We start from the raw sequence: 13,556 nt of genomic DNA, 5'->3' as shown, positions 1-13,556 counted from the left end.
TCGACGTCAACGCCACCGACCGCGACCAGGACGCCGAGTTGGAGCGGCTGCTCGCGCTCGGCGCCAGGCCCGCCGACGTCGGCCAGACCGGCGGCGAGAGCTGGCACGTGCTGGCCGACCCGGAGGGGGTGTGGGTCATGACAGGTGCTCCTCGTCGTGGGTCGCACGACATCGTGTCCATCAAGGACTACTCGGTGGTCTGGCACTCTCCTGGTCAACGCGACGGCGCAGACCTTGAGTTCGGGTTGCCGGGAGAGCGGGTCGACGGCGTCGCTGGTCAGGGCGTTCACGGTGATCCGCTCGCCGAACAGGTCGCTCCAGTGGAACGGCGCGAAGCAGCAGCCGGGCCGCACCCGGTCGGTGACCACGGCGGGCAGCACGGCCCGGCCGCGTCGGGAGGCGATCTCGACGGAGTCGCCCTCGGCGACGCCGAGCGCCCGCGCGTCGTCCGGGTGGATCTCGACGAACGGGCCCGGGTTGAGCCGGTTGAGCCGCTCCACCCGGCCGGTCTTGGTGAGGGTGTGCCACTGGTGCTGCACGCGACCGGTGTTGAGGATGAACGGGTGGTCGTCGTCGGGGAGTTCGGCCGGCGGCACGTGCGGGCGCGGAAAGAAGGCGGCGCGGCCGCTCGCGGTCGGGAAGAGCGGGCCGCCGCCGTCGCCCGGCAGGTAGCGGACGGGGTTGCGGTCGGGGCCCGCCGGGTCGGCGGCCGGCCACTGCACGGGGGTGGCGCGCAGCCGCTGGTAGCTCACGCCGCGCAGGTCGTAGCCGGTGGTGGGGTTCCAGGCGCCCTTGAGCTCCTCGAAGACCTCCTCCGCGCTCTCGTAGGGGAAGGCGTCGGCGTAGCCCATCTCGCGGGCGACCAGGGTGATGAGCCGCCAGTCGGGCAGGGCCTGGCCCGGCGGGTCGACGGCTTGCGGGGTGAGGGTGAGGTTCCGCTCGCTGTTGATCATGACGCCGTCGCCCTCGACCCACATCGCGGCGGGCAGCACCACGTCGGCGTGGGCGTTGGTCTCGGTGGCGGCGTACACGTCCTGGGTGACGACGAACTCGGCCGCGCGGAGGCCCGCGATCACCGTGTCGCGGTTGGCCATCGAGGCGACGGGGTTGGTGCAGATGATCCAGCACCCCCTGATCTCGCCGGCCGCCATCCGCCGGAACATCTCGACGGTGCCCTGGGCGGGGCCGTCGGAGCGGATGGTGTCGGGTGGCAGGCCCCAGAGGCGCTCGGTGAACTCCCGGTCCTCGGCGACCAGCACCGAGCGCTGGCCCGGCAGCCCCGGGCCCATGTAGCCCATCTCGCGGCCGCCCATGGCGTTGGGCTGGCCGGTGAGCGAGAACGGGCCGCTGCCCGGGCGGCAGATGGCGCCGGTGGCGAGGTGCAGGTTGATCAGGGCCTGGGTGTTCCAGGTGCCGTGGGTGGACTGGTTGAGGCCCATGGTCCAGCAGCTGACCCACTCCCCCGCCGCGCCGATCAGTTCGGCGGCGCGGCGGATGTCGGCCTCCGGGAGGCCGGTCGTCTCGGCGACGGCGTCCGGCGGGTGGTCGGCGAGGAACTCGGGCATCGCCTCCCAGCCCTCGGTGTGCGCGGCGATGAAGGCGGGGTCGGTGTGGCCGCCGGCCACCAGCAGGTGCAGCAGGCCGTTGAGCAGCGCCAGGTCGGTGCCCGGCCTGATCGGCAGGTACAGGTCGGCCTTGTCGGCGGTGGCGGTGCGCCGGGGGTCGACGACGATCAGCTTGGCGCCGGCCCGCACCCGTTCCATCAGGCGCAGGAAGAGGATGGGGTGGCAGTCGGCCATGTTGGAGCCGATGACCAGGAAGACGTCGGCGCGGTCGAGGTCCTGGTAGGAGCCGGGCGGGCCGTCGGCGCCGAGGGACAGCTTGTATCCGGTGCCGGCGCTGGCCATGCAGAGCCGGGAGTTGGACTCGATCTGGTTGGTGCGGAGGAAGCCCTTGGCCAGCTTGTTGGCGAGGTACTGGGCCTCCAGGCTCATCTGGCCCGAGACGTAGAGGGCCACGGCGTCGGGGCCGTGTTCGTCGACGATGGCGCGCAGCCGGTGGGCGGTCTCCCGGACGGCGGCCGTCACGTCGACGGGTTCGGGCTCGGCGCCGCGCTCGGGGCGCCGGAGCGCGGTGCCGAGGCGGCCGGGGGCGGACAGCATGTCGGCGGTGGTGGCGCCCTTGGTGCAGAGCCGTCCGAAGTTGGCCGGGTGGTCGCGGTCGCCGGTGACCCGGCGGACCGTACGCCGCCCGTCGGGTCCTGTTCCGATGTCGAGCACGACTCCGCAGCCCACCCCGCAGTAGGAGCAGACGGTGCGCACGCCCCCCGGTTCCGCTGCGGCCACCCCAGGCCCCTTCCACGCTCGGCTCTTACGAGTCGACCGTACGAAGGGCCCGTTACACGGGCGTCACGTGGCGCGAACGAGCCGCGTTACGCCCCCTGCACACCGGCCGCCGCTGGCGTGTGAGCGTTCGTGCCCGGTCGTGGGGTCAGCGTAGCTTCCGGAAGAGGGCGCGGACGTCCTCGACCAGGGCGTCCGGGGCCTCCATGGCGAGGAAGTGGCCGCCCTCGGCCAGCTCGGTCCAGGACACGACGTGGTGGTCGCGCTCGGCCCAGGGGCGGACGGTGACGTCGTGGGCGGAGAGCAGCACGCCGGTGGGGACCGTGCCACGCTCCGGGGCCCAGGCGCCCGCGTCCCCCTCCGTCTCCTCGCCCCAGGCGGCGTCCTCACTCCAGTCGGCGGCGGAGATCTCCTCGTAGTAGATCTGCGCGGCCGAGCCCGCCGTGCCGGTGAACCAGTAGAGGGAGACGTCGGTGAGGATCACGTCGCGGTCGACGGCGTCCTCCGGCAGGCCGTCCTCGGGCCAGGTCAGCTCCTTGAACTTCTCCACGATCCAGGCGAGCTGGCCCACGGGCGAGTCGTGGAGGCCGTAGGCCACCGTCCCCGGCCGTTTGGCGTTGCACTGGAGGTAGGCGTCGTTGAGGTCCCGCATGCGCTGCCAGCGCCGCTGGTCGGCGTCGCCCAGTCCCTCGGTCTCGCCCTCGGCGCCGGTCGGGAAGGCGATCGCCGCGTTGAGGTGCACGCCGATGACGCGTTCGGGGGCCAGGCGGGCCAGCTGGGGCGCCACCCAGGAGCCGGTGTCGTAGCCCTGGAGGCCGTAGCGCGGGTAGCCGAGCCGCGCCATCAGCTCGGCGAGGACGCCGGCGATCCGGGCGGCGTTCATGCCGGGGCCGGCCAGCGGGGTGGAGAACCCGAACCCCGGCAGGGAGGGGATGACCAGGTGGAAGGCGTCGGCCGGGTCCCCGCCGTGCGCCCGCGGGTCGGTGAGCGGGCCGATGACGTCGAGGAAGTCGGCGAAGGTGCCGGGCCAGCCGTGCAGCAGCATCAGGGGCGTGGCGTCCGGCTCGGGCGAGCGCACGTGGAGGAAGTGCAGGCGCTGGCCGTCGACGGTGGTGACGAACTGGGGGTGGGCGTTGAGCGCGGCCTCCCGCGCCCGCCAGTCGTACCCGGTGCGCCAGTGGTCGGCGAGCTCCCTGAGGTAGCCGACCGGCACGCCGCGGCTCCAGCCCACGCCCGGCAGTTCCGCCGGCCAGCGGGTGTTGGCCAGCCGGGCGCGCAGGTCGTCGAGGGCGGCCGGCGGGATCTCGATACGGAAGGGACGGATGGTGTCCTCGTGGTGCGTGTGCTGTGCCATGCCCCGCAGGCTAGGAGCCGGTTAGGACAGAGTCGCTCCTAAGTCGGTGGCAGGGTGGACGGCATGTGGGAGACGTCCGCCCGGTTGCTGAGGCTGCTGTCGCTGTTCCAGGCCCGCCGCGAGTGGTCGGGGGCCGAGCTGGCCGAGCGGCTCGGCGTGTCCACGCGCACCGTCCGCCGTGACGTGGACCGGCTGCGCGAGCTCGGCTACCCGGTGCGCGCCTCTCGGGGGTCCGCCGGCTACCGGCTGGGCGCCGGCGCCTCGCTGCCGCCGCTGCTGCTCGACGACGAGGAGGCCGTCTCCACGGCGATCGCCCTGCGGACGGCGGCCGGCGGCACCGGCGTCGCCGGGATCGAGGAGGCGTCGCTGCGCGCCCTGACCAAGATCGAGCAGGTGCTGCCGTCCCGGTTGCGGCGCCGGGTGGACGCGCTGCGGCGGGCGACCCTGCGGGTCGGGCCGCCGGGGCCCGAGGTGTCGGCCGACACCCTGCTGGTGATCGCGGACGCCTGCCGGGGCGCCGAGCGGCTTCGCTTCTCCTACCCGGGCGCGGGCGGCGACGCCTCGGTCCGCTCGGTGGAGCCGCACCGCCTGGTGCACTTCGACCGGCGCTGGTATCTCGTCGCCTGGGACACCGACCGGGCGGACTGGCGCACGTTCCGGGTGGACCGGCTGACGCCGCGCCCGCCGGCCGGACCCCGGTTCGCGCCACGCCCGGAGCCCGAGGGCGACGTGGTGGCCTATCTGTCCCGGCGCCTCTCCCAGCGGGTCTGGCCCTGCCAGGCGACGGTCGCGCTGCACGCCCCCGCGGCGGAGGCGGCCGAGCGGGTCTGGCCGGGGATGGGCGCGATCGAGGCCGTGGACGAGGGCTCCTGCCTGCTGCATCTCGGCGCGGACTCGGTCTGGAACCTCCAGTGGATGATCAGCTCCGTGGACCTCGACTTCACCCTGGTCGACGGCCCGCCCGGGTTGGCCGCCGCCCTTCGCGCACACGCCGAGCGGTGCCTGCGGGCCCTGCCGCCGGCCGATCCCGCGGGCGGCGGCTGACGGTTGCCGCCCGGGGGCCCGGGGGCCCGGGCGTGGGGCGGGAGCCGCCGTGCGGCTCCCGCCCCGCATCGCGTCGCTAGCGGCGGGGCTCACGGCCCGGCAGGACCGAGCGGATGTCGTCGACGATCCGCTTGACGAGGGGTTCCGGGTCGTCGAGGAAGTAGAAGTGGCCACCGGGGAACGGGCGTACGCCGAGGAAGTCGGTGGTGTGGCGCCCCCAGTGCGCGGCGTCCCGCTCCTCGGCCACCGGGTCGTGGTCGCCGCAGAACGCGGAGAGCGGCACGTTCAGGACGGGCGGCGGCGTGGGGGTCGGCTCCCAGGTCTCGGCCGCCTCCAGGTCGGCGCGTACCAGCGGTTGCACCCGCTCCCAGAGCAGCGGGTCGCGGAGGATCCGGTCCGGCAGCCCCCCGAGATCCGTCAGCGCCGCGCGCAGCTCGTCCGGCGACAGGCCGTACAGCGGCGGGTTGGAGCGGGTGATGGAGAAGAACGGCCCCGGGTGGCCCGAGACGCCGACCCACGCGGGAGCCGGCCCGCCCTGGCGCTGGACCTCCAACGCGGCCGCGAACGCCACCAGGCCGCCCATGCTGTGCCCGAACAGTGCATATGATCCCCCGTCCCGGCCGAGGAGTTCGTCGGCCAGGGCGTCGCTGATCACGGTCAGTCGACGTTCGGCCGGGTGCGTGGCGGCCTTGGGGCGCCCCGGGGCCACCACCAGCCGGACCTCCCAGTCCTCGGGGAGGTGCGCCAACCATGGCCGAAACGTGCTGTGGGAGCCGCCGGCGTGGTGCATCAGGTAAAGGGTGAGTTTCGAGTCGGGTGCGGCCCGATGACGAATCATCGACAATATCGATTCCGTCATCTGTTGGACCCTGTCCAGAATTCTTCCGGTAGCGTCAACGTCATTCCCCTTCCATGGGGCCTGGAACGGATCATGGACCTCGGCTCGACCAACTCATGATAGCCATGACAACCCCCCTGGATTTCATGAATCCTGATGCGCAATCCGGCGCACCCGACTACTCCTTTGGTGGCAGTGACGGTGGCCCTTAGAGTGGACTCGCCAGAAGTCCGCGGTCCGTGATTCCATGAGTCGTCATCGACCGCGCCGGGCGATTCCACCCGGAGGATTCAGAGGTGCATAATGCGACTCAACGTCCTCGGCCCAATCGAAGTGATAGGCAGTGCCGCGACGTGTCGGGTACGCGGGTTCAAGCTGGCCAAGGTGACGGGGCTTCTCGCGCTGCGTGCCAACCACTTCGTCTCGATGGAGACGATCAGCGAGGAGTTGTGGTCGGGTTCCCCGCCGCGCAATGAGGCGACGACGATCAGAACACACGTCTACAACCTGCGCCGGGTGTTGAGTTCCTCACATACCGGACCGTCGTCCGGTGTGACGTTGCACACAAGACCCATGGGATATCAGCTGTCGATTCCGGACGAACTACTCGACGTGAGTCGATTCGACCGGCTCGCCAACGAGGGTCGTGCGCTTTTCGATGCCGGCCGTTACGCCGAATCCGCCGACCGACTGCGTGCCGCCCTCGCGGTGTGGCGGGGCAACGCGCTGGAGGGAATTTCGGTGGGTCCGGTGCTCTCCGGTCATCTGGCGCATCTCGGGGAGAAGCGGGCCCGAATTCTGGAGCTGCGGATCGAGGCGGACATGCGCAGCGGCCGGCACCGCGATCTCGTGCCGGAACTCTACGAACTGGTGGCGACGGACCCGCTCAACGAATGGCTTCAGGCACAACTGATGGAGGTGCTACACCGATCGGGTCGGCGTGGTGAGGCGTTGCGCAGTTTCCATGACGCTCGTCGGTGTCTGGACGAACAGCTCGGCATCGAGCCGTCAGACGATCTGCATCAGACCTATCTCCAGATCCTGTCCTCCGGCTATCAGAGGTAGGAGGATTCGGGAGAGATGAGGGCGGCTTCCCGCGCGGTGCGTACGGCCTCCATGCGGGAGGACGCCCCCAGTTTCTCGAAGACGTTGCGGAGATGCCGTTTCACGGTGCCTTCGGTGATGGTGAGTCGGGAGGCTATCTGCCGGTTGCTGAGCGCGTCGGCGACCAGGCTCAGCACCTCCAGCTCCCGGGGCGAGAGCACGATGGACTGCTCCCCGCCACCGCCGACGGTGAACCCGCCGGGCACCGCGATCGTGACGCCCTGGCCCTCGTGGGCGCTGCGGATCGTGGTGACCAGGTACTTGCGGCTGACGTGCTTGGACAGGTAGCTGGCCACCCCGGCGTCGATCAGCCGGCGCACCAGGTCGGCGCGGTCGTGCACGGTGAGCACGATGACCTTGGGGCGGGGCGACACCCGGTGCAGGCGGGCCACGGTGTCCAGCGGATCGTGCTGCGGCATGCCGAGGTCGAGCAGCACGATGTCGGGTCTGGTGGCACCGGTGACGGCGATGACCTCCTCACCGGTGCCCGCCACCCCGCAGACGGCGAAGTCCTCCTCCACCAGCAGGGTTTCGCAGAGTGTTTCGCGCAGCAGGGTGTGGTCGTCCGCCACGACGATGCGGATGGGATCAGGCGAGATCATGGGGTCCGTCCGTGAGGGGCACGAGGAAGGCGATCCGTGTTCCGTTCATCGGCATGCTGGTGATGTTGAACGTTCCCCCCAGAGCCCTGATCCGCTCCTTCATCGAGATCAGGCCGCTTCCGGTGGTGGACCCTTCGGCGCCGTTCTGCGCCGCGAATCCGCGGCCGTCGTCCTGGACGACGGCGCAGACCCGGCTCGGGGAGAGTTGGAGCATGATGAGCGCCTGTCCCGCGCCGGCGTGGGTGAATATGTTGCGCATGCACTCCCGGAGCACCAGGAACACCTCGCCGCGGATATGGGACGGCACATCGGCCTCGTCCCCGTCGACGAAGATGGTGACGTCGGTCAGGTCGAGGCCGTACGCGTCGACGTACGAGCGGAGCTCACGATCGATATTGGACACGGGAGTTTGGAGACGCAGTCCGGAGGAAAGCCTTCTCACGCCCTCGAAAAGATTGCCCAGTATCGAATGCAAGTCCTCGATGTGACGTCTGGAGAACCCCTCTTTCGACTCCGTTGTCAGGTCATGGAGTTCCAGTTTCCGAAGTGCTAGGCTGATATTACTGCCGAACCAGTCGTGGAGTTCTCGGGCGGCCCGCTTCCGATCCGCGGTGCGTAATCCCTCGAGCCGCTTGATCAGCGCCTTTTCATACCACACCGAAGATATTCGACCGCGTTCGACCACACTTCTGTTGATCGCGGTGAGGGCCAACTGGGTCCTACCGACCGGCAGCAGTCGTCCGGCGCCGAAACCGGTGAGCCCGGAGAGGAAGACGTCGAACATCTCCCCCCAGGCCAGGGTCAACTTCTCCAGCGAAATGCCGGAGAGAGCCGTGGAGACCCCCAACAGGGAGGCCAACGCGACCTTGTCGTCGTTGACGACGACGCGCCCGAGCTTCATGCTCCGCTGGCAGTCGTCGAACACGTAGCCGAACTGTCTGCGCCACTCCGCGCGTAGATCGCGACGCTCGAGCAGGTCATATGCCAACCGCTCCTCGTACTGGGCGTACAGGCGGTCGATCATCGCGGATTGCCCAAGTTTTTCGACAGCATTCACTCGGCCGTCGCCCACCACGCACTCGACGGTGCGCGGCTCACGTTCACGTTCCGGTTGACTCAGAATCTGACTCTCCCCCGTAGGTTGCGTGGTCACGGCGCACAGCGCCCTACCGCGAGACACGAGACTGATTGGTCGGATCAGAATGCCGGTAGAGATATACCCCTTCATAATATCTTCACACCCACCGGGCAACAATAGTGTTTTCGGTCCGAACAGCCACTCCAGGGTCAAATTAGGGTAATGCAACCCAGAGTGACACCGACCTTGAATATGCAACCATCGGGGGCCGACGACCGAAAACCAGAACGCGCGTGCGCATTTTCCATTGCCGTGGGTGGTGCGGTCCAGACGCGAAACCGGCCGCCGCGGTGGCAGCGGCGGCCGGCACGTCGCGAACGACCCGTCAGCCCTGAGGACCACCGGTCGGCGGCAGCTGCAGCTTCACGGCGCCGAGCTGGGCCAGCAGGAAGAGGTCCTGCCGGCAGGCCCAGTGCTCGACGACCTTGCCGTCCTCGACCCGGTAAATGTGGATGTGCTCGACGTCCACCTTGTTGCCGGTCGCCTCGACGCCCAGGAAGTTGCCGACGTGAACGCCCGTGAACCGCAGCCGCAGCACCGCCTTGTCACCCTCGGCGAAGCTGTCGAGGTGCTCCCAGCTGGCGTCCTTGAACACGGTGTTCATCCAACGGGCCGTGCCCAGGTAGCCGTGGGGGCCGCCGGGCGTCCCGGGAGGGGCCTCGTAGTCGACGAACTCCGGGGCCACGAGGCGCAGCGCGACCTCCTCGTCCAGGTCGTTGAAGATCTTCCCCATCTGGTGGGCGATCTCAAGCACGCTTTCCGACATACCGTGGAACCTGCCTTCCCTGCTTAGGTGGATGGTGGTCATTCGGTGGAACACGCTCCGGCCGACCGGGGGGGCCGGCCGGAAGTCTCAGTTGCCGAGGCCCAGGCCGCCGCCGACCGGCAGGATCGCGCCGGTGACGTACGAGGCCCCCTCGCTGGCCAGGAACTGCACCGCGTGGGCGACCTCCTCCGGGGTCCCGACCCGGTGCAGTGCCGTCTGGCCCAGCAGGTTCTCGCGCCGGACCGGGGTCACGTCCTTGGACATGTCGGTCTCGATCAGCCCGGGCGTCACCACGTTGACGGTGATCTTGCGGCGCCCGACCTCGCGGGCGAGCGAGCGCGCGAAGCCGATCAACCCCGCCTTGGAGGCGGCGTAGTTGGTCTGCCCCGGCGCGCCGGTCAGGCCGCTGGTCGAGGACATGAAGACGATCCGACCCCACCGGGCCTTGATCATGTCGGGCGCCACCTCGCGGGCGATGTTGACGGCACCCATCAGGTTGGTCTCGATGACCGAGCGGAAGTGCTCGTCGGCCATACCGACCAGCAGCTTGTCGTAGGTGATGCCGGCGTTGGACACCAGCACCTGGATCGGGCCGTGCTGCACCCGGGCCTCCGCCACCGCGCGCCGCACCGACTCGCGGTCGGTCACGTCGCAGCGCACCCCGAACAGCCCCTCCGGCGGATCCCCGGTGCGGTGGGTGACGGCCACCTTGTCGCCCCGCTCGGCCAACAGCCGGGCGATCGCCAGGCCGATGCCTCTGTTCCCTCCGGTCACGAGCACCGAACGGCTCATCGTTCAGACCCCCTTCTCGACGATCTCCGCGAGCCGGGCGGCAGCCTCGGCGGTGTCGGTGAAGTGCAGCGCGCGCCAGCCGGCCGCCTCGGCACCGGCGCAGTTGTGGGCCAGGTCGTCGACCAGGACGCACCGCTCGGCCGGCACCCCGGCCCGCTCCGCGGCCAGCGCGAACATCGCGGGCGACGGCTTGCGGTGCCCCACCTCGAAGGAGAGCAGCACGTCGTCGAAGAGTTCGGCCGGGTCGACCATCCGCCGCCAGTGGGCGTCCCAGGTCGGCACCATGTTGGAGAGCATCCCGACGAACGCCCCGCCGCCGCGGGCCGCGCGCAGCGCGGTCACCCAGGCGTGGTTGGTCTCCCGGCCGTCGAACCAGATGTCGGCCAGGGTGGTCAGCCGCACCGTGACGCCGTGGTCGGTGGCGAGCACCTCGCCGATCTCCGCCAGCCACTCCGCCTCGGTGACCAGCGGGGTGTCGATCGGCAGCATGACGTCCTCGGTGCCGTACCGCGCGGTGACCTTGCCGAGCGCCTCGTTCAGCACCTCGGGCCGCACACCGACCCGTGCGCAGAAGACGCCCATGGTGTGCGAGAGCGGCGGGGTCAGGACGCCCCCGAAGTCGCTCCAGACGGCGATCCGCTCATCACTCACAGGAGACTCCCCATCGTCATCGTCACCGAGGCGATCTCGGCGCCGTTCTGGTGGAAGGTGACCGGGAGGGTGACACGCCCCTCCTCGTCGGACGGGCCGGGGCGCGGCACCGAGAGGCGGACGGCGTCGTCCAGTTCGGCGAAGCGCGCGAAGTGCGCGGCGATGCCGACGGTGTGGGTGGTGCGCGGCGCGGCGGTGCTCAGCAGGGCCAGCTGCCGGGCGGCCTCGACCAGGGTCATGGCCGGCAGGTGGTCGTAGACGTGGTCGAACAGCGACCGGTTGCGGAAGCTGGGGGTGAACTCGGCGCTGATACCCGCGTCGTCGGACACCTCGCCGGCGAGGACCACGTTGAGCGGGTGCACCCGGCCGACCCGTTCCGGGGCGACGAGCCGGGGGTCGTCACCGGGCCGCCGGTCGTCGTAGTCGGAGGTGAGCGGCGCGGGCGTGCCCCGCTGGGCGCGGCGCAGCGCGTCGTTCTCCTGGTGGCGCAGGAAGAGCACGTCCATCGCGTGTTCCCCGACCTGTTCGCCGCCCACCAGATAGCGCTGCTCCACCCGGCCCTTGCGGTAGCGGCCGGCGCGGTTGGGCTTGCCGATGTACTCGGTGTCGATCAGCAGGCTGCCCGGTCGTGGACCGATCACCAGCGCCTTCAGGTCGGCGAGGGCGAAGGTGAAGCGGTCCACGATCATCGTGGTGTCGTGGCTGAACCCAATGTGGGCGTGGGTGCCGGCGATGGCCGCCTGGCGTCCGGCCTCGAGCAGCAGCAGCGCGTCGTGCGTCGCCGGCGACTGCAGGTGGTCGTTGTAGTAGGCGTGGACGAGGGGCAGTTGGACGGCCGTGCGCACGGAGCGCTCCGCCCTCGGTCGGACGTCGGTGACGAACACCTCGGAGACGGCGGCCTTGTGGACCAGGGCGCGGTCCACGGTGCTGGCGTGTCCTGGCTCGGAGGAATCTGGGTCCGGTTCCGGGTCCCCATGCGTGGTCATTACCCGTCCCTCGATTTCTCGGAAATGGTCGCCTACGAGTCTCACGGAATGCCGTCAAGCCGAGATACATCGGGCATAAAAGCCGTCGTCAATGGCCGCTCGCCACGGCCGGGACTATGGGGAACGATGCCTCGAGTAACGCGAATCCCGACCACACCCGGTGGGCCGTGGGAAATCCCATGGCCACCAGGGCGTTGATGAGCATGCCATGCGCGATGAAGTAGGTGGTTTCCTCGGTGTCCGCGCTCAGCGCGATGTGCGAGTCGTCCCAGAGTTCCAGCCACCGGGCCCGGATCGCCTCGCCAAGGCGCAGGTCACCGGCCGCTTCCGCAGCCGCGACCGAGACGTAGATCTGAAGTTGCATCAGCAACTTCTCGGGGTCGGTCATGAGTTCCCGATACGCCTCGGCCATGACCCTGTGTCGTTCTTCCTCCGGCGCTCCCGCGGCCGCTTCGAGCAATGCGACGCGAATCTCCTGAAGGCATCGACTCACCGCCTCCAGAAACATGTCCTGCTTGGTGGGAAACAGCCGGAAGAGATAGGGCTGGGAAACTCCGACGCGCCTGGCTATCACGGCCGTCGGGGTGCCGTGGTATCCGCCACGGGAGAACTCCGTGATCGCGGCCCTGATGACGCATTCGCGTCTTTCCGCGGCGGTCATCCGCGCCATGCGGCCTCCTTCTCCGGGCCCCGCCGGCCCGGTGCCTCGACCGTCGGCGGCTCAGAACCCGGCGCGCTGGAGCCAGAAGGTGTCGGCGCTGCCGACGCCGCTCATCAGCACGTCGACCTGGCCGCTGACCGCGTAGGCGCCCGACGGGGTGTCCGTGATGGTGGTGGGCGAGGGGAAGGCCCAGGGGTCGGTGCGCCCGGTGACGTAGGCGGTGCGCCAGCCGTCGCGGGAGGCGAGTGAGGTGACGGCGGTGTCGCCGCGCGGCATGCCGAGGCCGGCGCCGAGCTCGTTCTGGACGGCGAGCAGCGTGCCGTCGGCCCGCAGGGTGATGCCGTCCACGCCGATCAGGGACTGCGGGACCTCGACCTGGGTGACCCGGGGCCGGCCGCGCAGGCTGACCTTGAACATCTCGCCGGTGTCGTAGCGGGTGGTGAGCAGGTAGCCGTCGGGGTGCCAGGCGATGCCGTTGAGCCCGATGAAGTCGGCGGCGAACCGCTCGTCGGTCACCAGGTCGCTGACCCGGCCCCGGGTGTCGATCTGCTGGATGGTGGCGGAGACCGAGTCGGTGACGTAGACGGTGCCGGTGCGGGTGTCGTAGGCGAGGTCGTTGGCGAAGGTGTTCTCGCGGCCCTGGCCGGTGTCGATCCGCTGGAGCAGCTCGCCGGTCCTGAGGTCGATGATGGCGACACCCGAGGTGGGCGGCTGCTCGACGCCGGGCAGCATCCGGCGGACCCAGTAGTCGGTGTAGCTGACGATGGCCCGGTTCCGGCGGGTGTCGACCTTGATGCCGAGGGTGGAGACCAGGCCGATGCTGGGGGTGAGTTCCTCGACGGCGCCGTCGGGGGTGACCACGGAGACGTTGCCCTGCCGCGTGGAGGTGACCAGGAAGGCCTCGCGGGTCGGGTCCCAGGCCACGCCCTCCGGGTACAGCTCGGGGGACACCGAGGTGACGGCCTCGGCTATCTCGTCGGCCGGGCAGTGGCGGCCGTGCCGGTCGCCGGCGGTGTGTCCGACGGCGGTGGCGGGGACCTGGAGGGCGGTCAGCAGCAGTCCCGCGGCGGAGACGGCGAGCGCGGTGCGGTGGACGCGGCGGGATCTGGAGGTGGTCATGGCACAGGCTCCTCTTTGCTTGGTCGTGGTGGCTCGCGCGCCGAACCCCGTATGGCGTGGCGTGTGTGCTTGGCAGTGGCGGCGAGCGGTGGGCCCGGGTGACACGCGTCAACCCGGGGACGGCAAGTGGGGCCACGTCCGGGGGGAGCCGCTGGGGGG

13 protein-coding genes are annotated in these 13,556 nt (G+C 70.3%); 2 read left to right on the top strand and 11 right to left on the bottom strand.

The annotated features are described in order from the left end of the window. Together E1283_RS18475 and E1283_RS18470 are read right to left on the bottom strand one after the other, a co-directional pair. On the bottom strand, positions 1–2,345 hold a 2,345-nt coding region (locus E1283_RS18475; RefSeq protein ID WP_243744933.1), incomplete at its 3' end, for a molybdopterin oxidoreductase family protein. Positions 2,346–2,490: 145 nt separating this feature from the next. After that, positions 2,491–3,696: an epoxide hydrolase family protein gene (locus E1283_RS18470; RefSeq protein WP_132819182.1), complete on the bottom strand. Its 1,206-nt coding sequence runs from the start codon at positions 3,694–3,696 to the stop codon at positions 2,491–2,493. A gap of 63 nt (positions 3,697–3,759) precedes the next feature. Here E1283_RS18470 and E1283_RS18465 point away from each other — a divergent pair, with 63 nt between their 5' ends. Then, positions 3,760–4,740, top strand: a complete 981-nt coding sequence (locus E1283_RS18465) for a helix-turn-helix transcriptional regulator (protein ID WP_132819181.1) — start codon at positions 3,760–3,762, stop codon at positions 4,738–4,740. A 76-nt stretch (positions 4,741–4,816) separates the two neighbouring features. Here the strand turns inward: E1283_RS18465 and E1283_RS18460 are convergent, their stop codons facing one another. Further along, on the bottom strand, positions 4,817–5,530 hold the full coding sequence (locus E1283_RS18460) for a thioesterase II family protein (RefSeq protein ID WP_165956167.1): 714 nt from the start codon (positions 5,528–5,530) through the stop codon (positions 4,817–4,819). Between the two features lie 351 nt (positions 5,531–5,881). Between E1283_RS18460 and E1283_RS18455 the strand changes: the two genes are divergently transcribed. Then, complete coding sequence (locus E1283_RS18455; protein WP_132819179.1) at positions 5,882–6,643, top strand: AfsR/SARP family transcriptional regulator; 762 nt, start codon at positions 5,882–5,884, stop codon at positions 6,641–6,643. Here the strand turns inward: E1283_RS18455 and E1283_RS18450 are convergent. The 8 genes from E1283_RS18450 to E1283_RS18415 form a co-directional block, all read right to left on the bottom strand. After that, positions 6,634–7,284 (bottom strand): response regulator, encoded by a 651-nt coding sequence (locus E1283_RS18450; RefSeq protein WP_132819178.1) that lies wholly within the window; start codon positions 7,282–7,284, stop codon positions 6,634–6,636. The two genes, E1283_RS18455 and E1283_RS18450, sit on opposite strands and share 10 nt — an antisense overlap. After that, complete coding sequence (locus E1283_RS18445; protein ID WP_165956166.1) at positions 7,271–8,359, bottom strand: sensor histidine kinase; 1,089 nt, start codon at positions 8,357–8,359, stop codon at positions 7,271–7,273. The genes E1283_RS18450 and E1283_RS18445 overlap by 14 nt, the downstream gene beginning before the upstream one ends. Positions 8,360–8,747: 388 nt before the next feature. Continuing rightward, on the bottom strand, positions 8,748–9,188 hold the full coding sequence (locus E1283_RS18440; RefSeq protein ID WP_132819176.1) for an ester cyclase: 441 nt from the start codon (positions 9,186–9,188) through the stop codon (positions 8,748–8,750). 87 nt (positions 9,189–9,275) lie between these two features. After that, positions 9,276–9,980 carry a 3-oxoacyl-ACP reductase FabG gene (gene fabG / locus E1283_RS18435; RefSeq protein ID WP_132819175.1) on the bottom strand — a complete coding sequence of 235 codons (705 nt, stop codon included), beginning with the start codon at positions 9,978–9,980 and terminating at the stop codon, positions 9,276–9,278. Positions 9,981–9,983: 3 nt separating this feature from the next. Then, the gene (locus E1283_RS18430; protein WP_243744932.1) at positions 9,984–10,631 is read right to left on the bottom strand and encodes an HAD family hydrolase; all 648 of its coding nucleotides are present in this window, start codon (positions 10,629–10,631) and stop codon (positions 9,984–9,986) included. Beyond that, on the bottom strand, positions 10,628–11,617 hold the full coding sequence (locus E1283_RS18425) for an AfsA-related hotdog domain-containing protein (protein ID WP_132819174.1): 990 nt from the start codon (positions 11,615–11,617) through the stop codon (positions 10,628–10,630). The genes E1283_RS18430 and E1283_RS18425 overlap by 4 nt, the downstream gene beginning before the upstream one ends. 88 nt (positions 11,618–11,705) lie before the next feature. Continuing rightward, the gene (locus E1283_RS18420) at positions 11,706–12,287 is read right to left on the bottom strand and encodes a TetR/AcrR family transcriptional regulator (protein ID WP_132819173.1); all 582 of its coding nucleotides are present in this window, start codon (positions 12,285–12,287) and stop codon (positions 11,706–11,708) included. 51 nt (positions 12,288–12,338) lie between these two features. After that, positions 12,339–13,397 carry an SMP-30/gluconolactonase/LRE family protein gene (locus E1283_RS18415; RefSeq protein WP_132819172.1) on the bottom strand — a complete coding sequence of 353 codons (1,059 nt, stop codon included), beginning with the start codon at positions 13,395–13,397 and terminating at the stop codon, positions 12,339–12,341. Positions 13,398–13,556 lie beyond the last annotated feature (159 nt).

Source organism: Streptomyces hainanensis (assembly GCF_004348415.1).
Classification (GTDB): domain Bacteria; phylum Actinomycetota; class Actinomycetes; order Streptomycetales; family Streptomycetaceae; genus Streptomyces; species Streptomyces hainanensis.
The sequence above is the reverse complement of the archived record's forward strand: the minus strand, read 5'-3'. Positions and strand labels throughout refer to the sequence as shown.